The organism is Dongia sp., assembly GCF_041918875.1.
Lineage (GTDB): Bacteria > Pseudomonadota > Alphaproteobacteria > Dongiales > Dongiaceae > Dongia.
Genome location: NZ_JAYRUV010000001.1, coordinates 13,015 through 37,082 on the forward strand (window position 1 = coordinate 13,015; position 24,068 = coordinate 37,082).

Here is a 24,068-nt window from a genome sequence, read left to right on the forward strand (position 1 = left end):
ATCCTCCATTCCTCGCGCCGTTTCCGCCCTGTTCCTTGCCGGAGCCCCGCGCCGCCGTTAAGGAGATGATGATTTCATTCATATTGCCTTTCGGCTGCATTGCCCATTCGGCTGCATTGCCCATTCGACTGCATTGCCCATTCGACTGCATTGCATTGACGGCTTCGCCGTTTGGCTGAGATGATGTTCCCCATACATGGCGGTATGGGGGGGCGGGATGACTGATCCAGCGAATGCGCCAAGCCCGGTCGTGACACCGGAACAGCTTCCACCGCTGCCGCCCCACAAGCCGCGCAATCCGCGCTGGCTCATCAGCATCCTCATCATCGGCGCCATGGTATTCGCCGGGGGATACTGGTACTTCCGGCATTATGAGGGGGCGGCGGTGCAAAGTGCCGCGGCGGCCCCCGCGGCCCCGCCCCCGGTCACAACGGCCAAGCCCCTGGTCAAGCGGATCGTCGAATGGGACGAATTCACCGGTCAGTTCGAGGCGGTGGATTCGGTCGAGATTCGCGCGCGCGTCAGCGGCTATCTGGAATCGATTCATTTCACCGACGGGCAGATGGTCAAGGAAGGCGACCTGCTCTTCGTCATCGACCCGCGCCCCTTCGAGATCACGCTCACCTCGGCGCAAGCGGCGCTCAATTCGGCCGAAGCGCGGGTAAACCTCGCCAAGCAGCAATTGGCCCGCGCCGACAAATTGAAGAAGAGCGATTTCGTCTCGCAGAGCACGTTCGACGAACGGACGCAGGAGATGCTCTCCGCCGCCGCCGATGCCGAAGTCGCCAGGGCCGCGATCGCGTCGGCCAAGCTCAACCTCAGTTTCACCCGCGTGCTGTCGCCCATGTCCGGCCGCATCGGCAACCACCAGGTGAGTATCGGCAATCTGATCACCGGCGGCGATGGCGGCGGCGCGATGGCGCTGGCTTCGATCGTCTCGCTCGATCCCATCCATTTCAGTTTCGACGTGAGCGAGGCCGATTTCCTGGCCTATCAGCGCGCGGCGGCATCCGGCAAGCTGACCTCGACCCGTGACGAACAGCTCGAGGTTTTCGGCCATCTCACGGACGAGGAGGAATGGTCGCTCGAGGGCAGGATGGATTTCGTCAACAATCAGGTCGACCGCGCCACGGGCACGATCCGCGCCCGCACCGTCTTTCCAAACCCGAGCCACCTAATCACGCCGGGCCAGTTCGGCCGCGTCCGCATCCCGGGCTCAGACTCTTACGACGCGGTGCTGATTCCCGACAGCGCCATCCTTTCCGACCAGTCGCAGAAGATCGTCATGACGGTAAGGGAAGACGGCACGGTGGAGCCGCGCGTGGTGCGGCCGGGGCCTCTGATCGAGGGCTTGCGCGTCATCCGCGAAGGTCTTTCCGGCGATGAGCAGATCATCATCGACGGCCTGTTGCGGGCGCGAGCCGGCGCCAAGGTGGCGCCTGCTCCTGGCAAGATCGAAGCCAAAGCAGAAAATTAGGGAGCGCGGAACCCATGCGCTTCTCGCATTTCTTCATCGACCGCCCGATCTTCGCGACGGTGCTCTCGGTGTTCGTGACCCTGGTGGGTGCCGCCGCCTATTTCACCCTGCCGGTCGCGCAGTATCCGGAGATCGCGCCGCCGACCATCGAAATCCGCGCGAGCTATCCCGGCGCCTCGGCCGAAGTGGTCAGCAACACGGTGGCGACGCCGCTGGAGCAGGAAGTGAACGGCGTCGAGGGCATGATCTATCTCACGAGCCAAGCGACCGGCGACGGCAATCTGGTGGTGACCGCGACCTTCAAGCTCGGCACCGATCTCGACATCGCCCAGGTGCTGGTACAGAACCGCGTTTCGGCGGCGGAACCGCGCCTGCCGGAGGAAGTGCGGCGTATCGGCGTCACGGTGCGCAAGAACTCGCCGGATCTGATGATGGTGATCCATCTCACCTCGCCGGATCAGTCGCGCGACCAGCTCTATATGTCGAACTACGCCACGCTGCAGATCAAGGACGTGCTGGCGCGCCTGGACGGTGTCGGCGATGTGCGCATCTTCGGCGCGCGCGACTATTCGATGCGCATCTGGCTCGACCCGGAAAAGATCGCGGCGCGCAACCTCACCGCCAGCGAGGTGGTGGCGGCCCTGCAGGCGCAGAACGTGCAGGTGGCGGCGGGTGCCTTGAACCAGCCGCCGGTGCCGATACCCGGCGCCTTCCAGCTCAGCATCGAAACACTGGGCCGGCTCTCCGATCCACGCCAGTTCGGCAATATCGTGGTGAAGGCCGAATCCAATGGCGCCATCACCCGGGTCCGCGATATCGGACGCGTCGAGATCGGCGCCCAGGATTACAGCACCAACTCCTATCTCGACGACCGCCAGGCGGTGGCATTGCTGATCTACCAGCGCCCTGGATCGAACGCGCTGGCGACGGCGGAGACCGTCCTGAAGACGATGGAAGAACTCTCCAGGAGCTTTCCGGTCGGCCTCATCCACAGCATCGTCTACAACCCCACCGAATTCATCGCCGAATCGGTCCATGAGGTGATCAAGACTATCTACGAGGCCGTCATTCTGGTGGTGTTCGTGGTGATCCTGTTCCTGCAGAGCTGGCGCGCGTCGCTCATTCCCATCCTCGCCATTCCGGTCTCGCTGGTCGGCACCTTCTCCGTGCTGGCGGCCATGGGCTACTCGCTCAACAATCTGTCGCTGTTCGGATTGGTGCTCGCGGTCGGCATCGTGGTCGACGACGCCATCGTCGTGGTGGAGAATGTCGAGCGCAACCTGCGTCTGGGCCTGCAACCGCGCGACGCGACCAAGCGCACCATGGACGAGGTGGGCGGCGCGCTCATCGCCATCGCGCTGGTGCTGACCGCGGTCTTCGTGCCGGCGGCATTCATCACCGGCATTTCCGGCCAGTTCTTTCGCCAGTTCGCCGTCACCATCACGGCGGCCACCGTGATTTCCTGCTTCGTCTCGCTGACTCTCAGCCCGGCGCTGTGCGCCGTGCTCTTCAAGGCACATGACCATCGCCCGCCGCGCGGCAATATTCTGACGCGCGGGGTGCGCGGGTTCTTCAACGGCTTCAACACGGTCTTCGATCGCCTTTCAGGCGGCTATGGCGGCCTGACGCGGCGGCTGGTGCGGCTTTCGATCCTGATGCTGGTGGTCTATGCCGGACTCATCGCCCTCACCGGCTGGCAGTTCAACCGTGCGCCCACCGGCTTCATCCCGCAGCAGGATCAAGGCTATCTCATCACCGTGCTGCAATTGCCGCCCGGTTCGTCGCTGGAGCGGACCGATGCGGTGGTACAGCAGGCGGCCAGGATCATCCTGGGCACCGAGGGTGTGGCACATGCCGTGCAGTTTGCCGGCTTGGACGGCGCCACTTTCACCAACGCGCCCAATTCCGGCGCCATCTTCGTGCCAATGAAGCCGTTCCCGGAACGCGCCGCCCTGGGCCTCAGCGCCGATGCGATGGCGCAGCGGCTGCAGGAGAATCTGAGCGCGGTGCAGGGGGCTTTCGTCATCGTCATCGCGCCGCCGCCGGTGCGCGGGATCGGCAATTCCGGCGGCTTCAAGATGATGCTGCAGGATCGGCGCGGGCGCGGGCTGCCAGCGCTGGAGAATGCGATGCACAGCGTCATCGGCGCCGCCAGCCAGACCCCGGGCCTGACGGGCGTGTTCTCGCTCTTCAACACCAAGACGCCGAAGGTCTATGCCGATATCGACCGGGCGAAGGCCGAGATGCTGGGGGTCTCGGCGGACCAGGTATTCAAGACGCTGGAAGTCTATCTCGGCTCCAGCTTCGTCAACGAGTTCAATTATCTGGGGCGCACGTACCGCGTCACAGCGCAGGCCGACGGATCCTTCCGGCAGGAGCTGCACGACATCGCCAATCTGAAGACGCGCAATGCCGCCGGCGACATGGTGCCCTTGGGATCCGTGGCATCCTTCAACGACGTGACCGGCCCCTACCGCGTGCCGCGCTACAACCTTTATCCGGCGGTGGAAATCCAAGGCAATACCCAGCCCGGCTACTCCGCGGGCTATGGCCTGGACACGATGGAGAAGCTCGCCGCCGAGAACCTACCCGACGGTTTCGGTTTCGAATGGACCGAGCTTGCCTATCAGCAGAAGCTTGCGGGCGATACCGGGCTGCTGGTTTTCGGGGCGGCGGTCGTTTTCGTCTTCCTCGTGCTGGCGGCGCAATATGAAAGCTGGTCGCTGCCGCTCTCCGTCGTGCTGATCGTGCCGATGTGTCTGCTGGCGGCGGTAAGCGGGCTGCTGTTCCGGCATATCGAGGTCAACATCCTGGCGCAGGTCGGCTTCGTCGTGCTCATCGGCCTTGCCGCCAAGAACGCCATCCTGATCGTCGAGTTCGCCAAGCAGGCGGAGGAAGAGGGATCGGACCGTTTCACGGCCGCCACCGACGCCGCGCAGACCAGGTTGCGGCCGATCCTGATGACCTCCTTCGCCTTCATCCTCGGTGTGCTGCCGCTGGTGCTGGCCAAGGGCGCCGGTGCCGAGATGCGGCAATCGCTGGGCACCGCCGTCTTCTACGGCATGATCGGCGTCACCGTCTTCGGCCTCATTTTCACGCCGGCCTTCTATGTGGTGGTGCGGAAGTTCGCGAAGAAGAGCCAGGGCTTCGAAGCGCCGCCGCTCGCCGAATCGCCGCATGGCGAGGTCGCAACACATTGATGTGACTTGTCCTTTGCGCGGCGATGCGTTCCTGTCGGAACTTACCGGCATAGCGGGGGTTGAGCTTGCCGGGAAATGCTTTCGACATTACTTCCCCGCCCACTGCGTCCATCTGGGAAAATCATGTTTCAATCCTTGTCCGCACGACTCTGTCCGCTGGTCTGTCCGCTGGCGCTCCTCCTGGTTCTGCCCCGTGGCGGAGAGGCGTTGGCGGACGATGCCGGGCGCGTGACGCTCACGGAGGAAAACGATTCCATCGTCTTTCCGACCGACCGCTATTACACGCAAGGTTTCGAGTTCGCCTATCTGGGGCCCGATGTCGCGAGCGACAGCTTCTGGGCGGGACCGTTCGAGGGGCTGTCGTCGATCGGCCTGTTCGGATCGGGCGCCGAAACATCGCGCCGCTATCAGGTGATATTCGGGCAGAGCATCTTCACGCCGGACGATACCGGCGCCGAGGATCCGGACGCCGACGACCGTCCCTATGCCGGTTGGGCCTATGGCGGTATCGGCTTCGTCAAGGACACCGACAGGCGCCGGCTGGACAATCTGGAACTGCTGGTCGGCATCGTGGGCCCCGCGGCGCAGGGACGCCCGACCCAGAACGACTGGCACCAGTTCATCGGCGTCGATACCGCCAATGGCTGGGACCGGCAGATCCATAACGAGCCGGGCCTGATGCTGACCTACGAACGCAAGTACCGCTTCATCCAGCCTCTGGTTTCCGGCTTCGCGGTCGATGCGATACCGGAGGCGGGTGTTACGCTCGGCAATGTCATGACCTATGGCGAACTTGGCGCCATGCTGCGCTTCGGGCGCAATCTGGAGGCCGATTACGGCCCAAGCCGCATCCGCCCGTCGCTGTCGGGCACCAGCTATTTCAACAGCGACTATCTCGATGACCCGTTCGGTTTCTATATCTATGCCGGCGCGCAAGGCCGGGCGGTGGCGCGGAACATCTTTCTGGACGGCAACAGCTGGCGCAGCAGCCGCGAAGTCGACAAGGAGCATTTCGTCGGCGATCTCACCGGCGGCGTTGCCCTGTTCTGGTCGAATGCGGTGAAGCTCGATGCCGGGTTCACCTACCGCTCGGAGGAATTCGAAGGCCAGGACGGCGCCGCGAAGTTCGCCAACGTCAACCTGACGGTCGGATTTTAGAGCGAGGGGAGTGCTTACGCTGGGCGCTTCACGCTGCCGCGGAGTTCCAGCTTGTAGCCGACATCGATGCGGCTGTCGGGCGGACGTTCGCCGGATTCAATGATCTTGCGGACGATCTCGGCGGCCATCTGTCCCATCTCGTAGCGCGGTGTCGCCACGGTGGCGAGCGGTGGCTGGGCGCTTTCGGCAAATTCCAGATTGTTGAAGCCGATGATCGACATGTCGTCGGGTACTTCGATGTCGCGGCGCTGGCATTCGAAAAGCACGCCGAGCGCCAGGAGGTCGTCGCAGCAGAAGACGGCTTCCGGCTGGCAGCCCTTGTCGATGAGCTGAGCCAGCAACTGGCCGCCGGCCTTGACGCAGGTCTGTTGCGGCGTGGTCGCGTACCATTTCTCGTCGAAGAGTCCGGCTTCGCGCATGGCGCGGGCATAACCTTCGAGACGCGCCCGGGCGCGGGCGTCGAGGCGCGAGGCGATGACGCCGATTTTCCTGTGGCCTAGATCGATCAGCGTCTTCGTCGCCTGGTAGGCGGCGTCCCGCTGGTCGAGACCGAGATTGATGTCGATCGGCGTGTCGGTGAGCTGGAATGTCTGCACGACCGGCACGCCGGAACTTTCCAGCAGGTGCCGCGCATGTTCCGACTGGTCGACGCCGACGATGATGATCGCTTCCGGATGCTGGCCGAGCAGGGTGGCGATGGCCTTCTCCTCCTCGGCCTCGGAATAACGGGTCGAGAGGATGAGGACCTGGTAGCCGGCCGGCAGCAGATTGTCGTGGAGCGCGTTGATGTAGTCGGCAAAGACGCCGTTGGTGAGCGAGGAGACGATGACGCCGATCGTGTGCGTGCGGTTGGAGGCAAGGCGGCTGGCCGCCACGTCCGGTACATAAGCGAGTTCCCGTACCGCCGCCTGGATGCGCTCGCGAAGCTTGGCCGAGACCATGTCGGGGCGCCGCAGCGCCCGTGAAACGGTGACGGCACTGACACAAGCAAGGCTCGCGACATCGGCCAGCGTGCTGCGCTTCCTGCGAATTTTGACCTCCCTGCGACGGGATGGTTCGGAACCGGCCTGGAGCCGACTCGCCATCCTCTGTGCCGGCAAGCTACTTCTTTCCCTGTTTAGCAGGCAATCGCGCCAATTGACAGCGCTGTCATTTCACATTATCCATGGATTGCCGGCCGGGACCAGGAAAATCGGGCGACGCGATCGCCACCACCCGCCGGGATTGGGAATTCAATTACGAATGACCATTGGGAGGATAAAATGCTCGCGCCGAAATCTCGGCGGTCCGGCCTTCGGCCTTTGCTGAAGCTGCTGGCCGCGACTGCACTCTCGACATCTCTCGCTACCGCCACCCTCGCGCAGGAAGTGGTGGCCGGCCCCGGGGCCGAACCGGAATGCTTCGCCCCCTGGACGGCGGACACGAAATATTTCCAGTTCCCGAAGAAGGAAGGACCCTACCGGATCGCCCTGGCCAACGGCTTCATCGGCAATACCTGGCGCATCCAGATGATCAAGACCGCCAAGGCCTATGCCGAACAACCGGACGTCAAGGCCAAGCTCAAGGAGTTCAAGGTCGTCTCGACCGGCGAGGACCTGGCGGCACAGCTGGCGGCGGTCGATAACTTCATCGCCTCCGGGTACGACGCCATCGTCGTCAACGCGCAGAACCCGGCTGCCTTCACGCCCGTCATCAAGCGCGCCAGGAAGGCCGGCATCGTGCTGGTGGCCTTCGACAACACGCTCGATACCGACGAAGCCATCAACGTCAATGTCGACCAGAAGGGCTTGGGCGAATATTGGGCGCAATGGCTGGTCGATAATATCCCCGGCGGCGGCAAGGTGCTGGAAGTCCGCGGTGTCGAAGGCACCTCGGTCGACCGCGACCGCCATGATGGCATCCAGGAAGTGCTGAAGGCCTCCGGCAAGAACTGGGAGACCGTCGAAGTCGTCGGCAAATGGGATGACGGCACCGCGCAGAAGGTGACGGCCGATGCCGTGGCCGTGCACAAGAGCTTCGTCGGCGTCACCGTGCAGGGCGGTTCGACCGGCACCGTGCGGGCCCTGATGGATGCGGGGCACCCGTTCGTGCCGGTGGGTGGCGAAACCGAGAATGGCTTCCGCAAATTGTGCGGCGAGCATTCCGGCGAGGGGCTGAAATGCGCCTCCGGCGGCACCGGCCCGGCCCAGGTGGCGGTGGCGATCAAGACGGCGATCGCGGCACTCGAGGGCCAGGTGGTGCCGCAATCGATCCGCCTGCCCTTGGCCAAGGTCAACGACCCGGACTTCAAGGACGGCGAGAATTTCTACAAGGACCAGTCCGACAATTTCTTCGTCGGCAACGCCTTCCCGACCTGCGGCATCAATTTCACGGCGCAGGAAATCATGGGCCAGTCGGAAACGGACCAATAGGCTTCTGACGGCAATGCATGCCGCCGTCCGGTACGGAACGATATCGGACGGCGGCATGGTTCAAGGGGACGCGCGTCGATGGATCAGCAGATCCCGCTCTTCGAGATGCGGAACATCGCCAAGAGCTATGGCGGTGTGCGGGCGCTCGAGGATGCGCAATTGCGGGTCGAAATCGGCCGCATTCATGCCGTGCTGGGCGAGAACGGGGCGGGGAAATCGACGCTCATCAAGATCATGTCCGGCGTGGTGCAGGCCGATCACGGCATCATGCGCCTCGATGGACAGGAGGTGCGGTTTCCGACACCCAAAGCCGCCAATGCGGCCGGCATCGTCTGCATCTTCCAGGAATTGTCGCTGATCCCCGACCTCTCGGTCGCCGACAATATCGCCATCGCAGGGCCGCCCAAGCGTTTCGGCCTCATCGACCGGAAGGCGCAGCGCCGCTTTGCCGAGGCAGCATTGGCGCGGGCCGGGGCCGAGGACATTCACCCGCTGGCGCTGGTGAAGGATTTGCCGCTCTCGCGCCGGCAGATGGTGGAAATCGCCAAGGCGCTGGGGCGCAAGCCCCGCATCCTTATCCTGGATGAAGCGACTTCGGCCCTCACGGCGGGCGACGTCGCCAAGGTATTCACCGTCCTGAAGCGGCTGCGCGGCGAAGGCCTGGCGCTCCTTTATATCTCGCACCGCATGCAGGAGATCGACGAGCTCGCCGACGATTGCTCGGTCTTCCGCAACGGGCGGCATGTGGCGAGCTATGCGCAAGGCACCAAGTCGCGCAATGAAGTCGTCGAAATGATGATCGGGCGCGAATACAGCCATGTCTTTCCGCCGAAACCAGCCGCCCCCAAGACCGGTGCGCCGGCGCTGGAGGTCACAAATCTCGGCTGGAACCAGCGCTTGAACGGCATTTCATTCGCGGTAAAGCCGGGCGAGATCGTGGGGCTGGGCGGCCTTGACGGGCAGGGGCAGCGCGAATTGCTGCTGGCGCTCTTCGGCGTGCTGCGCGGTGTTGGCGGCGATGTGGCCGTGCAAGGGACGGTCCGTCGCCTGCGCGGACCGCGTTCCGCCAAGGCGTCGCAGACATCGATGGCCCTCATCCCCGAGGACCGCAAGACCGAGGGGCTGATGCTGCCCATGTCGGTCAAGGACAATCTGACCCTGCCGGCGCTGGATTCGCTGGCGCGGATGGGGATCATCGACCGCACGCGCGAGCGGAACGCGGTCGAGACGATGGTGAAGCTGCTGGCCATCAAGGCGGCCAACCTGGATATCCCGGTGGGGGCGCTGTCGGGCGGCAACCAGCAGAAGGTCGTGATCGCCAAATGGCTGATGGTGGCGCCCCGCATCATCCTGCTCAACGATCCGACGCGCGGCATCGATGTCGGCACCAAGCAGGAGATCTATCAATTGCTGCGCAAGCTCGCCGATGACGGGGCCACGATCCTGTTCTATTCGACCGATTATGACGAGCTGATCGGCTGCTGCGACCGGGTGCTGGTGATGTATGATGGCGCCATCGTGCGCGAGCTGGCGGGGCCCGAGATTACCGAGCATGCGCTGGTCAGCAGCGCCTTCAGTATCACGCATGAGGAGGAGCGGCAGGTTGGGTGATTTCCGCTATTGGCTGGCCGAGAACAAGGGCACGCTGCTGGCCGTTTCGGTCTTCGTCATCATGTTCGGCATCTATACCGGCAATCACAGCGCCGGCTTCAGCGGCATGGTGGTGACGACGGCCGCCAATAAGGGCGTGCTGCTGGCGCTGATCGCCATGGCGCAGACCCTGGTGGTGCTCACCGCCGGCATCGACCTTTCCGTCGGCATGATCTTCGTGCTGGCCAATTGCCTGGCCTCGCAGCTGGTCGTCGGTTCCGCCTTGGAAACCGGCCTTGGCATCGTCGCGGTGCTGCTGGCCGGCATGCTGTGCGGCGCGCTCAACGGACTCATCGTCATCTATGGCCGCCTGCAGCCGATCGTCACCACTTTGGCCACCGGCGCCATCTTCTATGGCATCGCCTTGTGGCTGCGGCCAGTTCCGGGGGGCGATGTCAATTCGGATCTGGCCGATGCGCTGACCGAACAATTGCCGGGCGGGATTCCCACGTCGCTCGTCGTGCTGCTGGGCATCGTGCTGGTGATCTGGGTCCCGCTGCGGCGCTCGGAAATCGGCCGCGCCATCTATGCCATCGGCTCGTCGGAGCCGGCGGCCTATATGTCGGGCGTCAGCATCGACCGCGCGCGCCTTGCCGCCTATGTGGTGGCCGGGCTGCTCGCTTCCTGCGGCGGCTTGATGCTAACCTTCATCACTTATTCCGGCGAAGCGTCGGCCACCATCGGCGGATCCTATACCTTGAACGCGATTGCCGCGGTGGTGATCGGCGGCGTCTCGCTGTTCGGCGGATCGGGGAGTGCGATCGGCGCCATCTTCGGCGCCTTCGTGCTCAGGACCATCGGCGATCTGCTGTTCGTGTTCGATCTCGATCCGCTGTGGCAGCCCTTGTTCCAGGGCGTCATCCTGCTCCTGGCCGTGACCCTGGGGTCGCTGCGGCTGCTGCGCATCAAGAACCGCCTAGATCTCTTCGGCTGATCATGACCCGTGCCTTGCCCCCCTTCATCGCCCGCCTCGACAAGCCGGTTCTGGCCGCCTTTGGTTGCATCGTCCTGCTGCTGCTGGTGGGCAGCCTCTATTCGTCGAGCTTCCTGTCGCCGGAATATCTGCTGCAGCAATTGCAGGTGGCATCGTTCCTGGGGCTCATCGCCACGGGGATGATGCTGGTCATCCTGCTGGGCCAGATCGACCTTTCGGTGCCCTGGGTGGTGACGGTGGGCGGCATGATGTCGACCGCCGCCGCCGGCTGGGGACCGCTGGGCGAGGCGCTCGCCATCCCGTTCGGTATTCTCTGCGGCATGGCGATGGGGCTCATCAGCGGTTTCGGCGTCGCCTATTTGCGCGTCCCCTCGATGATCTTCACTCTGGGCATGAATGCGGTGGCGCAGGGGTTGATGGTGCTGCGCACCGGGGGCTTCGCACCGCAGGACCATTCGACCGAGACGATGCACTTCCTGGCCACAGGACGCAGCATCCTGGGTATCCCCAACGCGCTCTTCGTCTGGGTCGCGGTGGCGGCGGGGGCCATCTTCATTCTGGGCCGCACGACCTATGGCCGCGCGGTCTATGCGATCGGCAACCGGGAACGCGCCGCCTATCTTTCCGGCCTGCCCACGCAGCGGGTGATGATGCTGGCCTTCATGGCCTCGGGCGGATTGTCGGCCTTCGCCGGCGTGCTGCTCGCCGGCTATTCGACCAAGGCCTATCAGAGCATGGGCGATCCCTATCTGCTGCCGGCGGTGGCGGCGGTGGTGCTGGGCGGCACCAATATCCTGGGCGGGCGCGGTTCCTATATCGGCACCATCGCCGGCGTCATCCTCATCACGTTGCTGCAATCGATTCTCTCGGTCATGCAGATCGACGAAGCCGGAAGGCAGCTGATCTATGGCGGCGTCATCATCGGCATGCTGCTGGTCTATGGGCGGCAGAAGAAGGCTGGGTGAAAAGGCCCTAGCTAAGGCCCCCTCTCCCCAACCCTCCCCCACGTTGGGGGGAGGGAGTCCGACCCGGTTCGCTGCGGCGATTGCGTTCAGGCTGGCTAAAGTCCCCTCTCCCCTACGTGGGAGAGGGTTAGGGAGAGGGGGCTCTCTCAGCCGCCCTACCTCGGCAGACTTGCCAAAATCTCCCGCAGAATCTCCTCCGGTCCCTCAGCGATGTCGATGACGATGGCGTCCGTCGGCGGTTCCAATGTCGCCAATTGGCTGGGGAGCAGGGTGGGCGGCATGTAATGGCCGCTGCGGCCGGACATGCGGGCGGCGATGAGGTCGGGCTCGCCTTTCAGGAAGACGGTGAAGCCGGTGCGCCCGCCATCTTTCAGCAGCCGGTCGCGATAGGCCTGTTTCAAGGCGGAGCAGGCCAGAACCACCCGTTTTCCTTCCATGACCGCCTGGTCGAGGGCCCGGCCGATCGCGTCCAGCCAGGGCCAGCGGTCCGAATCGTCCAGCGGCACGCCGCTTGTCATCTTGGCGACGTTGGCGGCGGAATGAAACGCATCCGCTTCGAGGAAATCCGCTTCGAGCGTGCTGGCCAGCGCCCGGCCGATGGTGCTTTTGCCAGTGCCGCTCACCCCCATCACCAAGACGATCATCCCGCCCGACACACGCCCTCGATATCGATCATTTTTGCATTTTCAAGATTATCCAAAGCGTTAGCTGCATACCAGCAACTTCTGCCCGGAAACAGCGCGTTTCCGCAGCATGTCCGGCTGCCCTGAGGGGGCATTCCGGCCGGACCCTTCTCCAGCAGGGGTATTGTGCAAAGGTGGCCTGCCGGAGTAGATCGGGTGTGCCCTCCAAGCCAAAGGAAGCCAGGAATGAGATACGAGCGTCCCACAACCCTCAAGGCGGCGGCGCAGATGCTCGCCAAGGAAAAAGGCCAGGCCTTTATCCTCGCCGGCGGCACCGACCTGCTGGTCCGTCTCCGCACCGGGTTCATCGAGCCCGATCTGGTCGTCGACATCAAGGGCGTCACGGGCGCCAAGGCGATCCAGAAATCGGCCAGCGGATTCAAGATCGGCGCGGCCGTCTCGGGCGCCGAACTCGGCGAACATGCCGCGCTGAGGAAAGCCTGGCCGGGGGTGGTGGAAGCCGCCAACCTCATCGGCTCGAAGCAGGTCCAGGGCCGCTGCACCATGGTCGGCAATCTGTGCAACGCCTCGCCGGCCGCCGACAGCGTGCCCGCCCTGGTCGCCGCCGGCGCCAAGGCCGTGATCGTCGGCCCCAAGGGCAAGCGCACGGTGGCCGTCGAGGAAATTCCCGTCGGTCCCGGCAAGACCTCGCTCAAGAAGGGCGAGATCATCGAAAGCATCGTGCTGCCGGCGAAGAAGCCGAAATCGGGCGATGCCTATTTGCGCTTCATCCCGCGCACGGAAATGGACATCGCCGTGGTCGGCTGCGGCGTCAATGTGACGCTCGACGGCAAGGGCGTCGTCACCAAGGCGCGCGTGGCGCTGGGTGCCGTCGCGCCGACCGTGCGCCTCGTGCCGGCGGCCGCCAAGGCCCTCATCGGCACCAAGATGGACAAGGCGGCGCTCGATGCCATGGCCGCCGCCTGCCAGGCCGCCTGCAGCCCGATCGACGACAAGCGCGGCACGCGCGAATTCCGCATCAAGGTCGCTGGCGTGCTGGCGCGCCGCGCCGCCCTCATCGCGCGCAAGCGCGCTGGCGGCAAATAAGGACTGGGGGAACGAATGTCCGGCATTAAAGTCAACACCAAGATCAATGGCGATCCGGTCGAGTTCATGTGCGAGCCCGACGAAACGCTGCTCGACGTGCTGCGCAACCGCCTTGGCCTCACCGGCGCCAAGGAAGGTTGCAGCACGGGCGATTGCGGCGCCTGCTCCGTTACCGTCGATGGCCGCCTGACCTGTTCGTGCCTGGTGCTCGGCGCTGAAGTCGAAGGGCACGATATCGGCACCATCGAAGGCCTGGCCGACGGCGATGAACTGCACCCGCTGCAGAAGAAGTTCATCGAACATGCCGCACTCCAATGCGGCATCTGCACGCCGGGCTTCCTCGTGGCGGCGAAGTCGCTGCTCGACAAGAACCCGGATCCCACCGAAAGCGAGATCCGCTTTGGCTTGGCCGGCAATCTGTGCCGCTGCACCGGTTACGACAAGATCGTCCGCGCCGTGCAGGACGCCGCCAAAGACATGCGCAACACCAAGGTTAAGAGGGCCTGACACATGCCGCTCGATAACGCTCCCGATTCAAAGCGCAAATTCAACGTCGTCGGTTCGCGCCCCTTGCGCCCCGACGGTATCGACAAGGTAACGGGCCGCGCCAAGTTCGGCGCCGATGCCTCGGCACCGGGCCAGCTCGTTGGCCGCATCCTGCGCTCGCCCCATGCGCATGCCAGGATCAAGAGCATCGACATCTCCAAGGCCGAGAAGCTGGCCGGCGTCAAAGCCGTGATCACGCGGGACGATTTCCCCGATCACACAGACGGCGATGGCGGTCTTTACGATACGATGTGCAACGTCATGGCACGCGAGAAGGCCTTTTATGAAGGTCATGCCGTGGCGGCCGTCGCCGCGACCACGGCTTCGATCGCGCGTCAAGCGCTGAAGCTCATCAAGGTCGATTACGAAGTGCTGCCGCATGTGACTGATGTCGACGAGGCGATGTCGCCCAAGGCGCCGGCCCTGCATGCCAAGATGTTCACCGACGGCGTCGACCCGAAGCCGAAGAAGACCTCCAACATCGCCCGCCGCTTCGAATTCGGCCATGGCGATGTGGAAGCGGGCTTCGCCAAGGCCGACCTCATCGTCGAACGCAGCTTCAAGACAGAAGCCACGCACCAGGGCTATATCGAGCCGCATGCGGCCCTGGCCAGCATGTCGCCCGACGGCAGTGCTGAACTCTGGTGCTGCACCCAGGGCCATTACATGGTGCGCGACGTTTGCGCCCGCATCCTCGGCATCGATATATCGCGCCTGCGCGTCACGCAGTCGGAAATCGGTGGCGGCTTCGGTGGCAAGACCACGGTCTTCATCGAACCGGTGGCGCTGGCTTTGTCCCGCAAGGCCAACCGCCCGGTCAAGGTGGTGATGACCCGCGACGAAGTGTTCAAGGCGACCGGCCCCACCTCGGCCACTTCCATGGACATCAAGATCGGCGTCACCAAGGACGGCCTCATAACGGCGGCCGACGGCACCTTCCGCTACACGGGCGGTCCGTTCGCGGGCTGCTCGCCGGCCGAATTCGGCGCGATGAGCGCCTTCGCCCAGTTCCACCTCGATAACGTCCGCGCCATCGGCTACGACGTTGTCTGCAACCGGCCGAAGACGATCTCCTACCGTGCCCCGGGTGCCCCCATGGCGAATTTCGCCGTCGAGAGCGTCATCGAGGAACTGGCCCATAAGCTCGGGATGGCGCCCATCGACTTCCGCATCAAGAATGCGGCGCGCGAGGGCACCAAATCCTCCTACGGTCCAGTCTATGGTCCGATCGGCCTGGGGCCGACATTGGATGCCGCCAAGAACCATCCGCATTTCAAGGCGCCGCTCGGCCCCAACCAGGGTCGCGGCATGGCGGCGGGCTTCTGGTTCAATTTCGGCGGCCAGTCCTGCGTCAGCCTCAACATTCCCATCGACGGCACCATCACGGTGTCGGTGGGCTCGCCCGATATCGGCGGCTCGCGCGCCTCGATGTGCATGATGGTCGCGGAGGAACTGGGCATCGGTTACGAGCATGTGCGGGCGATCATCGCCGACACCAGCTCGCTGGGTCATAACGACGTGACGGACGGCAGCCGCACGACGTTCGCCACCGGCATGGCCTGCATCCTGGCGGCACGCGATGCCATCAAGAAGCTCTGCGCCCGTGCCGCCGCGACCTGGGGCATCCCCGAGGACGCGGTCACCTGGGAGAAGGGTTACGCCAAGCCCGCCGGCGCCAATGCCGGCAACTTCGCGCCGCTCTCCTTGAAGGAAATCGCCGCGGCCTCGCCGGGGACGGGCGGTCCGATCGCCGGCCATCACGAATATTCGGCCGACGGCGCCGGCGTCAGCTTCGCCACGCATATCTGCGATGTCGAGGTCGATCCGGAAACGGGCGCCACGAAGATCGTGCGCTACACGGTCATCCAGGATGCCGGCAAGGCGGTGCACCCGTCCTATGTCGAAGGGCAGTTCCAGGGCGGCGCCGTGCAGGGCATCGGCTGGGCGCTCAACGAGGAATATATCTACGGCAAGGATGGCCGCCTGCAGAATGCGGGCTTCCTCGATTATCGCATTCCGGTCTGCTCCGACCTGCCCATGATCGACACGCAGATCCTCGAGATCCCGAATCCGGGGCACCCCTACGGTGTCCGCGGCGTGGGTGAAACCTCGATCGTGCCGCCGCTCGCCGCCATCGCCAATGCCGTGGCGGCAGCGACCGGCGTCCGCTTCACGCAGCTGCCGATGTCGCCGCCGCGCGTCCTCAAGGGTATCGAGGAAGCCAAGGCGGCGAAGGGCAAGAAGGCCGCCTGAGGCAGGAGCCATGGCCAAGGTCGTCGTCTGGGGATCGTTGAAGCCGCATACCGGCGGCAAGACCATTGTCGAGATCGAGGCCAAGAATGTCGGTGAATTGCTGGCCCGGCTGGGGGAGACCTATCCGGGCCTGCAAAGCCAGATCAAGCGAGGTGTCTCCGTCTCCATCGACGGGCTCATCTATCGCGAAGGCTGGCTGGAACCCCTGAAACCCGACAGCGAGGTCTTCCTCCTGCCGCGCATGACGGGTGGATAAGCTGTCGGATAAGCACCGGCAATCAACGACATAGTCGGGACGAACAGGCGCGCGCCGGAACCTTCGGCGCGCGCTTTTCTTGTCGGGGCCTCCCCGCGATTGCGGGCGCTGAAAGCGGTGGGGAACCATTCTCGATCGCCCGCGTTTGTCCATCCGTGGCCGCCCTGCGACCGGAGCGACCCCACGATCGCCGCAGTGACCCTTCCCCCAAACGGTCACTGTTCGCCCGCCATGAGATCCGATGGCTGGCGCTCTCGACCCCGGCGATCGTCCTTCCGGTCACGTGGCTACCGCGACCCCGCGGGTCGCACCCGGCGTCATGCTCCTCCCTGTTGCGTGACGTCGGCCGTGCGACCCGCGGCCCCGATCTTTTCCGAAACGTCACCCGAAACGTCACCCGAAACGTCAACGGGCGCATCCGGGGGAACCGATCCGGCGGCCGATCCTTATCCCTTGCGACATCCAGCGGCAGAAGGAAAAAGCAGCATGCTCTATTGGGCCGTGATCTTTTTCGTGGTCGCCATCATTGCCGGCGTGTTCGGCTTTGGCGGCATCTCGCAGGCGGCCACCGGCATCGCCAAGATCCTGTTCCTGATCTTCATCCTGCTGTTCCTGGTGTCGCTGGCGGCCAATTATGCCTGATGCAATAGGGAGTTCGATGTCATGAGGGAAGGAAATGCCGCCATGGCCGATCGCGGCCTCGATAAGGAATTCGATGCGCTGAAAAACGATCTCGGCACGCTCAGGGAAGATGTCGCCACCATCGCCAGGCTGCTTGCCAGAAAAGGCTCGGCGCAGCTCAACGATGCGGTCGGCACCGGCAAGGCCAAGGTTCAGGAAGGCGTGGTCATGCTGGAAGACCAGATCACGGCGCGTCCGCTCACCAGCCTGCTGATCGCCTTTGGCGTCGGCGTGCTCCTCGGCAAACTCACCCAGCGCTAGACCCGAGGCCAGCTGAAAGAGCCGCTTCATGATGGCAGCGATCGATCGCCTGACCGACCGAATCCTGCGGCGGCTGCTGTTCCTGGGCATGGCGGGATGCCTCTGCCTGGGGGCGATCGGCGTTGGTGCCGCTTCCCTCTATCAGTGGCTGCTTGCCTGGATTCCGGCGGCGGCGGCGCTGGCCATCATCGCCTTGCTCATGCTCGTTGCCGGCCTTCTTCTCATGCGCGTTGCACTTGGCGCGCGCCGGCGCCCGATTCCGGCCAAGGTCGCAGCACCGGCGGACATGCCGGCCCTCATCGCGCTGGCCGGCGATCTTGCCGGCGACGCGGTCAAGGCCGATCCGCTGGGCTCGATGCTGGGGGCCAGCGCCCTGGGTTTCATCCTGGAAAGCCGGCCGGACCTCGACCACGCCCTCGTTCACCAAATCTTGCGCCAATGGGCCCGCTGAGGGTAACCATTCCGAATTCAAGGACTTTTTGGAGCGGCCGGGAACTTGGGCAGAACCGCGCCGTTAGCGCTGGCAAGGACCCGGCGGATTGAGACTGAAATGACTGAGGGGCGAAACGGGCAAGGGGGAAAGAACGGCACCAAGGCGCCTGCCAATGATGTGCCAGCCAGCCGGATCAGACCCCATTCGGCGCATATGACAACGTCCCATATGACAACTTCTCCGGCCTTCGACCGCTGGCTGGAACTCCAGATGAAAATCCTTTTTGCCGCCGCGGAATCCCCACCCGATCCAAGGCTTCTCGAACTCATTCGACAGGCTTTCCCCAACGCGGAAGACAAAGTCACCGAATAGTCCCAGTCCGTCTTTTTATTCCTATTCGGAAAGTCGGAGGTCACAGCTTCTCCTCCGTCTTGTCGCTCGGCTTGTCACCCGGTTCCGCCCATCTTTCGCCTCAGGCACCCGCCGCCAACAAGGATCGCCGGGTGCCCCCCGTGTCCGCGTCGTGGTGTCCGCGTCGTGCGTGCACGCCGTTCTCGATGTCTGGACCGAAGACTGAATCGACCGAAAGGACAACCGATGGCCGATACTTTCCAAAACCAACTTGTCGCATTGCTGCCGGCCATGAAGGCTTTTGCGGTCATGCTGACTCGCAATCGCCAATCGGCAGACGATCTGGTGAACGATACGGTCCTGCGCGCCTTGCGCAAGCAGGACCTCTACGCCATGGGCACCAACCTGAAGGCCTGGCTGTTCACCATCATGCGCAATATCCATATCAACAATCTGCGCGCCGGACAGCGCAACCGCCTGGTCGAGGTCGATGACGATCTGCTGCCGAACCTTGCCAGCGTGGCGCCGGGGCAGGAACATGTCCTGGTGCTGAAGGAACTGTTCCGCGCCATGGACGGCCTTAATGCCGATCAGCGCGAGGTTCTGCTCCTCGTCGTCGGCCAGGATCTCTCCTACGAGGAGGCGGCCCGCATCTGCGCTTGCCCGATCGGCACGATCCGCTCGCGCCTCGCCCGTGCCCGGCGCGAGCTGGAGCGCATGCTCAACGGGGAAGTGGCGATGCCTGTACCCGACGACGGCGCGGCACGCACGCTCAAGCGCGGCGCACCGCTGCCCCGCCGCACGACCGTGGCCGAACCGGAGCTCCGCGCGGCCGGCTAGGCGGCGATCGGGCCCGGATGATCGGATCTGGATCAAGACCCCCAGGCGGCGGCATGAGAATGCCGCCGCCTTTTTCAGCATTGCCATTGCTATTGCGTGGCGGATCGCCACAATCGGCTGGTCATTCCGCTGCGTCGAAAAGGATTCGCGATGCCCGCCGCCGAACCGATCTGCGTCGTCAAGACGCCCGCCATACTGGGAGAATCCGTGCTCTGGCACCCGGTCGAGAAGAAGGTCTACTGGCTCGATCTCAAGGGGCCGGCGATCCATATCTACGATCCGGCGAGCAAGGCCGCCGACATCTGGCAGCTCGAACTCGACGTTCCCATGGGTACCCTGGTGCGGGCCAGGGAAGGGTTCGTCCTTACCGGGCGCGAAGGCACCTTCAAGGTCGACATGGCGGCGCGCAAGCTGACGCCCTGGGTCAATCCCAACGACCGGCCCGAACTCACCATGTTCAATGACGGCAAGGTGGACCGGCAGGGCCGGCTCTGGCTCTGCACGTCTGACAACAAGGAAGTCGAGCCGATCGGCGGTATCTATAGCCTCAGCGCCGATGGCAAGAGCGAAATTCACGATCGGGGCTTTGCCTGCGGCAACGGCCCCGGTTTCAGTCCCGACGGCCGCATCTTCTATTTCTCGGACACGATGGTGCGCAAGGTCTATGCCTACGATCTCGACCCCAGGACCGGCGCGTTGGCCGGACAGCGCATCTTCACCGAGTTCACGGAAGAGCAGGGCATGCCGGACGGCATGACGGTCGATGCCGAGGGCGGCATCTGGATCTGCCATTGGGAAGGCTGGCGGGTGACCCGGTTTCTCCCCAGCGGCGAGATAGACCGCGAGATTCGGCTGCCGGTCCCGCTGGTGACCTCCTGCGCCTTCGCCGGCGAGGCGCTGGATACGCTCTACATCACCACGGCGACGGTCGGCCTCGACGCGGCGGCACTGGCCCGGGCACCCCTGGCCGGCAGCCTCTTCGCGGTCAAGACCGGGCATCGGGGATTGCCGGAACCGGTCTTCGGTCAAGCCTGAAATAGCTTCCGGTTCCTAAGATATGGCGGCTTTCGCCATTTGATAGGATGAATGGCCGGCGCAACGGCTGGTTGACAGAGTGACGTGGAGGCTGTTAACCCCTGCTGCCATCCGGCAATGGTTTGCAGGCGCTGGCGGTTTCCGGTGCGCCTTATAACCTATTGATTTATCATAATAAATAAAAGCACGGCTAGAGCCGGCTTGTAAGTTGGGGCCAAAGACATGTTTGAGACGGCGCTTCCCGATCTGAACGGGAAATCGATCCTGGTGACGGGCGGGACGGGTTCGTTCGGCAAGGCGTTCATCCGCCGGGTGCTGAAGGATTGGAAGCCCAAGCGCCTGATCGTGTTTTCGCGCGACGAGCTGAAGCAATGGGAGATGCAGCAGGATCTTTCCCAGGACAAGTATCCGGCGCTGCGCTATTTCATCGGCGACGTGCGCGACGGACAACGGCTGGAGATGGCGACGCGGGATGTCGACTACATCATCCACGCGGCGGCTTTGAAGCAGGTGCCGGCGGCCGAATACAATCCGTTCGAATGCATCCACACCAACGTCATCGGCGCCGAGAACGTGGTGCAGGCGGCGATCAAGAACAAGGTGAAGCGGGTGGTGGCGCTCTCGACCGACAAGGCCGCCAACCCGGTCAATCTCTACGGCGCCTCGAAGCTCGCCTCCGACAAGATCTTCATCGCCGCCAACGCGCTCTCGGGCGGGCACGACCCGATCTTCTCGGTGGTGCGCTATGGCAATGTGATCGGCTCGCGCGGCTCCATCGTGCCGGTCATCCAGGAACTGGTGAGGAAGGGCGCCAAGGCCATTCCCATCACCGACGAGCGCATGACGCGCTTCTGGATCACGCTGGAACAGGGTGTCGCCTTCGTGCTCTCTTCGATGCAGATCATGCGCGGCGGCGAGATCTTCGTGCCGAAGATCCCCTCGATGAAGGTGACGGAGCTTGCCAACAGCCTGGCCCCCGGCCTGCCGCACACGATCATCGGCATCCGCCCCGGCGAGAAGCTGCACGAGGTCATGATCACCGAGGACGACAGCCGCTCGACCATCGAACTTGAAGACCGCTATGTCATCGAGCCGGTGTTCAGTTATTGGGGCCGCCGCTCCTTCGCCGAGGACGGCGCCGCCAAGGTCGCCGACGGCTTCCGCTTCGCCAGCGACATCAACAAGCAATGGCTCGATGCCGTGTCGCTCAAGAAGATGATCTGACGGAGGCCATGGCATGCGCTACTGCAAACTCTGCCTCTATCCGGAGACCAAGCCAGATCTCTCCTTCGACGAGCATGGCGTCTGCAATGCGTGCCTGAACTATCAGTACCGGGCTGAAGTGGATTGGGACCAGCGCAAGGACGAGTTTCTGCGCGTGGTTGACACTTATCGCAGCAAGAACGGCGACAATTACGACTGCCTGGTTCCGGTCTCCGGCGGCAAGGACAGCACCTACCAATTGCTGCGCCTGCTTGAAGTCGGCATGAATCCGCTCTGCGTGACGGCGACAACGGATGATCTCTCCGATATCGGTCGCCGCAATATCGAGAATATCAAGAAGCTGGGCGTCGATTATATCGAAGTGACGACCAATCCGGTGGTACGCCGGCGCATCAACCGCTTCACGCTGGAGACGGTCGGCGACATCTCCTGGCCGGAACATGTCACCATCTTCACCATTCCGGTGCGCGTCGCGGTCCAGCACAACATCCGCCTGATTGTCTGGGGCGAGAATCCGCAGCACGAATATGGCGGCCCGGCGGCCTCGACGCAGAAGAATGTGCTCGACCGGCGCTGGCTGGAAGAGTTCGGCGGCCTGCTGGGCCTGCGCGTATCCGACATCATCGGTCAGATCGGTGTCAGCCGCCGCGACATGATCCAGTACACCTATCCTTCCGATGAAGAACTGGCGCGGGTCGGCGTGACCGGTATTTTCCTCGGCTATTACTTTCCCTGGGACGGCTATCGCAACGCGCTCTTTGCCCAGGGCTACGGCTTCGAAACCTTCCCCACGATGGTCGAGGGGGCGCTCGCCAATTACGAGAACCTCGACAATCATCAAATGGGCCTGCACGACTATTTCAAGTTCCTGAAATACGGTTTCGGCCGCGCCACGGACATCGCCTGCAACCATATCCGCCGCGGCCGGCTGACGCGCCGCGATGGCCTGGAACTGGTGAAGCGCCATGACGGGAAGTTTCCGTGGACCTATCTCGGCAAAAGAATCGAGGACATTCTGGCGCCGCTCGATATGCCGGTCGAGGAGTTCATCGAGATATGCGATCGGTGGACGAACAAGAAATTGTTCAAGTGCGACAACCACGGCAAGCTCATCAAAGATCGCTTCGGCAATCTGCAGAAGCTTCATACCGACAATTCCTGAACGGGGGCGTCGCCTGCGCATGACCAGCGTCGTCATAGTCAATTCGGGTGTTTGCAATCTGGACTCCATTCGACGCGCGATCGAGGAGTGCGGCGGCAAACCCAACGTGACTGACGATCCAAGGCAAGTCGAGGCTGCCGACCGCATCATCCTGCCCGGCGTCGGGTCGTTCGCGGCGGCGATGCAGGCCATGAATGAGAAGGGTCTGGTGGCCGGACTGCGCAATCTGCTGGCGAAGCGCCAGCTTCCCTTCCTCGGCATCTGTCTCGGCATGCAGTTGATGGCAACCCGCAGCCATGAATTTGGCGTAACAGAAGGGCTGGATCTGATCCCAGGTGAAATTGTCGCCCTGAAATCAACCCAGAGCGGCGAGCGAATCCCACATATGGGTTGGAATGAAACATTTGCCAAGCCGCAATCTCCGCTTTGGCAAAACCTGCCGGACGGCACCGATTTTTATTTTGTCCATTCCTATTGCTTCGACTGCGCGCCGGAGAATGTCCTGGCGACCTGTCCTTCTTACGGCTCTTTTACTGCCGCAGTGCAGCGCGATCATCTGATGGGCGTCCAGTTCCATCCAGAGAAGAGCCAGAAGGCCGGCTTTCAGCTTCTTCGCAATTTCCTGGCGATTTGACGAGGGTGATGTGACCGTCAAGATTCGCGTCATGCCAACCCTATTGTTCCGCGACGTCGGGCTCGTAAAGGGCGTCGGCTTTGACTCCTGGCGCCGCACGGGCAGTGCGTTGCAGGCCATCAAGGTCTACAATATGCGCGAGGTCGACGAGCTGATTTTCCTTGATATCCGGGCGACACCGGATGGCCGGGCGCCGGATTTTGCGCAGGTGGATGAGCTGGCCGACGAGTGCTTCATGCCGATGACGGTCGGTGGTGGTGTCCGCAATCCCGACCATATCGGCCAGCTGCTTGCCGTCGGCGCGGATAAGGTCGCCGTCAACTCTGGCGCCCTGGCGCGCCCGCGCCTCATTCAGGAAGGCGCCTTGCGTTACGGAGCGCAGTGCATTGTCGTCTCGATCGACGCTCTCGCGCTCGCCGACGGTCGCTGGGAAGTGATGAGCGAGTGTGGCAAGAAGCCGACCGGACGCGACCCGGTGGAATGGGCCAGGGAGGCCGAAGCGTTGGGAGCCGGTGAAATCCTGCTTACCTCAGTCGACCGGGATGGGACCTTCAACGGGTATGACGTCGCCCTGACTCGCGCGGTGGTAGATGCAGTCAAGATTCCTGTGATCGCTTCGGGCGGTTGTGGCAGTTACCGTCATATGGAAGAAGTGTTGCGCGACGGTAAGGCCGATGCCGTCGCTGCGGCCAGTATTTTCCATTTTACCGAGCAGACGCCCAAGGCGGGCAAGGTCTATCTCAAATCCCGAGGGTTCAATGTGCGCGTTTAGCTTCGCATGCCAAATCGAGAAGGGATGGGCAAAAGCCGTTGCCACCCGGATCTGGCGCTTGATTCTTGCGAGAGACTCAATCCAGAAGTGTGTTG

23 protein-coding genes are annotated in these 24,068 nt (G+C 63.5%); 21 read left to right on the forward strand and 2 right to left on the reverse strand.

What is annotated here, in order from left to right; genetic code table 11:
* The first annotated feature begins 217 nt into the window (after positions 1–217).
* The 3 genes from ACE3TY_RS00055 (at position 218) to ACE3TY_RS00065 (ending at position 5,835) form a co-directional block, all read left to right on the forward strand.
* Entirely contained in the window at positions 218–1,477 is a 1,260-nt protein-coding gene (locus ACE3TY_RS00055) for an efflux RND transporter periplasmic adaptor subunit (protein ID WP_374649702.1), read from the forward strand.
* 14 nt (positions 1,478–1,491) lie between these two features.
* Positions 1,492–4,677 (forward strand): efflux RND transporter permease subunit, encoded by a 3,186-nt coding sequence (locus ACE3TY_RS00060; protein ID WP_374649704.1) that lies wholly within the window; start codon positions 1,492–1,494, stop codon positions 4,675–4,677.
* A gap of 123 nt (positions 4,678–4,800) precedes the next feature.
* Complete coding sequence (locus ACE3TY_RS00065) at positions 4,801–5,835, forward strand: lipid A deacylase LpxR family protein (RefSeq protein ID WP_374649705.1); 1,035 nt, start codon at positions 4,801–4,803, stop codon at positions 5,833–5,835.
* A 14-nt stretch (positions 5,836–5,849) separates the two neighbouring features.
* Here ACE3TY_RS00065 and ACE3TY_RS00070 read toward each other — a convergent pair whose 3' ends face one another.
* Entirely contained in the window at positions 5,850–6,920 is a 1,071-nt protein-coding gene (locus ACE3TY_RS00070; RefSeq protein WP_374649707.1) for a LacI family DNA-binding transcriptional regulator, read from the reverse strand.
* Positions 6,921–7,097: 177 nt separating this feature from the next.
* Here ACE3TY_RS00070 and ACE3TY_RS00075 point away from each other — a divergent pair, with 177 nt between their 5' ends.
* From ACE3TY_RS00075 to ACE3TY_RS00090, 4 genes are all read left to right on the forward strand, one after another.
* Complete coding sequence (locus ACE3TY_RS00075; protein ID WP_374649709.1) at positions 7,098–8,246, forward strand: sugar ABC transporter substrate-binding protein; 1,149 nt, start codon at positions 7,098–7,100, stop codon at positions 8,244–8,246.
* 78 nt (positions 8,247–8,324) lie between these two features.
* Positions 8,325–9,857: a sugar ABC transporter ATP-binding protein gene (locus ACE3TY_RS00080; RefSeq protein ID WP_374649711.1), complete on the forward strand. Its 1,533-nt coding sequence runs from the start codon at positions 8,325–8,327 to the stop codon at positions 9,855–9,857.
* Entirely contained in the window at positions 9,850–10,830 is a 981-nt protein-coding gene (locus ACE3TY_RS00085) for an ABC transporter permease (protein ID WP_374649712.1), read from the forward strand. Before ACE3TY_RS00080 ends, ACE3TY_RS00085 begins: the two co-directional genes overlap by 8 nt.
* Before the next feature lie 2 nt (positions 10,831–10,832).
* Positions 10,833–11,795, forward strand: coding sequence for an ABC transporter permease (locus ACE3TY_RS00090; protein ID WP_374649714.1), 963 nt, complete (start codon positions 10,833–10,835; stop codon positions 11,793–11,795).
* Positions 11,796–11,950: 155 nt separating this feature from the next.
* On the opposite strand, the gene ACE3TY_RS00095 is transcribed toward ACE3TY_RS00090, so the two are convergent.
* Positions 11,951–12,451: a gluconokinase gene (locus ACE3TY_RS00095; protein WP_374649716.1), complete on the reverse strand. Its 501-nt coding sequence runs from the start codon at positions 12,449–12,451 to the stop codon at positions 11,951–11,953.
* Between the two features lie 213 nt (positions 12,452–12,664).
* Here ACE3TY_RS00095 and ACE3TY_RS00100 point away from each other — a divergent pair, with 213 nt between their 5' ends.
* The 14 genes from ACE3TY_RS00100 (at position 12,665) to hisF (ending at position 23,973) form a co-directional block, all read left to right on the forward strand.
* A complete protein-coding gene (locus tag ACE3TY_RS00100) occupies positions 12,665–13,525 on the forward strand; it encodes a xanthine dehydrogenase family protein subunit M (protein WP_374649718.1) in 861 nt (286 codons plus the stop codon).
* A 15-nt stretch (positions 13,526–13,540) separates the two neighbouring features.
* On the forward strand, positions 13,541–14,032 hold the full coding sequence (locus ACE3TY_RS00105; RefSeq protein ID WP_374649720.1) for a (2Fe-2S)-binding protein: 492 nt from the start codon (positions 13,541–13,543) through the stop codon (positions 14,030–14,032).
* A gap of 3 nt (positions 14,033–14,035) precedes the next feature.
* Positions 14,036–16,324, forward strand: coding sequence for a xanthine dehydrogenase family protein molybdopterin-binding subunit (locus ACE3TY_RS00110; RefSeq protein ID WP_374649722.1), 2,289 nt, complete (start codon positions 14,036–14,038; stop codon positions 16,322–16,324).
* A gap of 10 nt (positions 16,325–16,334) precedes the next feature.
* Positions 16,335–16,580, forward strand: a complete 246-nt coding sequence (locus ACE3TY_RS00115) for a MoaD/ThiS family protein (RefSeq protein WP_374649724.1) — start codon at positions 16,335–16,337, stop codon at positions 16,578–16,580.
* A gap of 486 nt (positions 16,581–17,066) precedes the next feature.
* Positions 17,067–17,222, forward strand: a complete 156-nt coding sequence (locus tag ACE3TY_RS00120) for a DUF1328 domain-containing protein (RefSeq protein WP_374649726.1) — start codon at positions 17,067–17,069, stop codon at positions 17,220–17,222.
* A 21-nt stretch (positions 17,223–17,243) separates the two neighbouring features.
* Positions 17,244–17,522 carry a hypothetical protein gene (locus tag ACE3TY_RS00125; protein WP_374649728.1) on the forward strand — a complete coding sequence of 93 codons (279 nt, stop codon included), beginning with the start codon at positions 17,244–17,246 and terminating at the stop codon, positions 17,520–17,522.
* A 28-nt stretch (positions 17,523–17,550) separates the two neighbouring features.
* On the forward strand, positions 17,551–17,973 hold the full coding sequence (locus ACE3TY_RS00130) for a hypothetical protein (protein WP_374649730.1): 423 nt from the start codon (positions 17,551–17,553) through the stop codon (positions 17,971–17,973).
* A gap of 99 nt (positions 17,974–18,072) precedes the next feature.
* On the forward strand, positions 18,073–18,327 hold the full coding sequence (locus ACE3TY_RS00135; RefSeq protein ID WP_374649732.1) for a hypothetical protein: 255 nt from the start codon (positions 18,073–18,075) through the stop codon (positions 18,325–18,327).
* Between the two features lie 225 nt (positions 18,328–18,552).
* On the forward strand, positions 18,553–19,146 hold the full coding sequence (locus tag ACE3TY_RS00140) for a sigma-70 family RNA polymerase sigma factor (protein ID WP_374649733.1): 594 nt from the start codon (positions 18,553–18,555) through the stop codon (positions 19,144–19,146).
* Between the two features lie 150 nt (positions 19,147–19,296).
* Complete coding sequence (locus ACE3TY_RS00145; RefSeq protein ID WP_374649735.1) at positions 19,297–20,181, forward strand: SMP-30/gluconolactonase/LRE family protein; 885 nt, start codon at positions 19,297–19,299, stop codon at positions 20,179–20,181.
* 222 nt (positions 20,182–20,403) lie between these two features.
* Positions 20,404–21,405, forward strand: a complete 1,002-nt coding sequence (gene pseB, locus ACE3TY_RS00150; RefSeq protein ID WP_374649736.1) for a UDP-N-acetylglucosamine 4,6-dehydratase (inverting) — start codon at positions 20,404–20,406, stop codon at positions 21,403–21,405.
* A gap of 13 nt (positions 21,406–21,418) precedes the next feature.
* Complete coding sequence (locus ACE3TY_RS00155) at positions 21,419–22,567, forward strand: N-acetyl sugar amidotransferase (RefSeq protein WP_374649738.1); 1,149 nt, start codon at positions 21,419–21,421, stop codon at positions 22,565–22,567.
* Between the two features lie 19 nt (positions 22,568–22,586).
* Positions 22,587–23,201: an imidazole glycerol phosphate synthase subunit HisH gene (gene hisH / locus ACE3TY_RS00160; protein WP_374649740.1), complete on the forward strand. Its 615-nt coding sequence runs from the start codon at positions 22,587–22,589 to the stop codon at positions 23,199–23,201.
* 10 nt (positions 23,202–23,211) lie between these two features.
* The gene (gene hisF / locus ACE3TY_RS00165) at positions 23,212–23,973 is read left to right on the forward strand and encodes an imidazole glycerol phosphate synthase subunit HisF (RefSeq protein ID WP_374649741.1); all 762 of its coding nucleotides are present in this window, start codon (positions 23,212–23,214) and stop codon (positions 23,971–23,973) included.
* The last annotated feature ends 95 nt before the right edge of the window (positions 23,974–24,068 follow it).

What these genes read in the sequence shown, in the direction of transcription:
- ACE3TY_RS00130 (WP_374649730.1), top strand. Translation starts at nt 17,551, where the DNA reads ATGATGGCAGCGATCGATCGCCTGACCGACCGAATCCTGCGGCGGCTG.
- ACE3TY_RS00105 (WP_374649720.1), top strand. Translation starts at nt 13,541, where the DNA reads ATGTCCGGCATTAAAGTCAACACCAAGATCAATGGCGATCCGGTCGAG.
- ACE3TY_RS00120 (WP_374649726.1), top strand. Translation starts at nt 17,067, where the DNA reads ATGCTCTATTGGGCCGTGATCTTTTTCGTGGTCGCCATCATTGCCGGC.
- ACE3TY_RS00135 (WP_374649732.1), top strand. Translation starts at nt 18,073, where the DNA reads ATGACTGAGGGGCGAAACGGGCAAGGGGGAAAGAACGGCACCAAGGCG.
- ACE3TY_RS00070 (WP_374649707.1), bottom strand. Translation starts at nt 6,920, where the DNA reads ATGGCGAGTCGGCTCCAGGCCGGTTCCGAACCATCCCGTCGCAGGGAG.
- ACE3TY_RS00140 (WP_374649733.1), top strand. Translation starts at nt 18,553, where the DNA reads ATGGCCGATACTTTCCAAAACCAACTTGTCGCATTGCTGCCGGCCATG.
- ACE3TY_RS00090 (WP_374649714.1), top strand. Translation starts at nt 10,833, where the DNA reads ATGACCCGTGCCTTGCCCCCCTTCATCGCCCGCCTCGACAAGCCGGTT.
- ACE3TY_RS00155 (WP_374649738.1), top strand. Translation starts at nt 21,419, where the DNA reads ATGCGCTACTGCAAACTCTGCCTCTATCCGGAGACCAAGCCAGATCTC.
- ACE3TY_RS00065 (WP_374649705.1), top strand. Translation starts at nt 4,801, where the DNA reads ATGTTTCAATCCTTGTCCGCACGACTCTGTCCGCTGGTCTGTCCGCTG.
- ACE3TY_RS00100 (WP_374649718.1), top strand. Translation starts at nt 12,665, where the DNA reads ATGAGATACGAGCGTCCCACAACCCTCAAGGCGGCGGCGCAGATGCTC.
- hisH (WP_374649740.1), top strand. Translation starts at nt 22,587, where the DNA reads ATGACCAGCGTCGTCATAGTCAATTCGGGTGTTTGCAATCTGGACTCC.
- ACE3TY_RS00115 (WP_374649724.1), top strand. Translation starts at nt 16,335, where the DNA reads ATGGCCAAGGTCGTCGTCTGGGGATCGTTGAAGCCGCATACCGGCGGC.
- ACE3TY_RS00080 (WP_374649711.1), top strand. Translation starts at nt 8,325, where the DNA reads ATGGATCAGCAGATCCCGCTCTTCGAGATGCGGAACATCGCCAAGAGC.
- ACE3TY_RS00145 (WP_374649735.1), top strand. Translation starts at nt 19,297, where the DNA reads ATGCCCGCCGCCGAACCGATCTGCGTCGTCAAGACGCCCGCCATACTG.
- ACE3TY_RS00110 (WP_374649722.1), top strand. Translation starts at nt 14,036, where the DNA reads ATGCCGCTCGATAACGCTCCCGATTCAAAGCGCAAATTCAACGTCGTC.
- ACE3TY_RS00060 (WP_374649704.1), top strand. Translation starts at nt 1,492, where the DNA reads ATGCGCTTCTCGCATTTCTTCATCGACCGCCCGATCTTCGCGACGGTG.
- ACE3TY_RS00075 (WP_374649709.1), top strand. Translation starts at nt 7,098, where the DNA reads ATGCTCGCGCCGAAATCTCGGCGGTCCGGCCTTCGGCCTTTGCTGAAG.
- pseB (WP_374649736.1), top strand. Translation starts at nt 20,404, where the DNA reads ATGTTTGAGACGGCGCTTCCCGATCTGAACGGGAAATCGATCCTGGTG.
- ACE3TY_RS00055 (WP_374649702.1), top strand. Translation starts at nt 218, where the DNA reads ATGACTGATCCAGCGAATGCGCCAAGCCCGGTCGTGACACCGGAACAG.
- ACE3TY_RS00125 (WP_374649728.1), top strand. Translation starts at nt 17,244, where the DNA reads ATGAGGGAAGGAAATGCCGCCATGGCCGATCGCGGCCTCGATAAGGAA.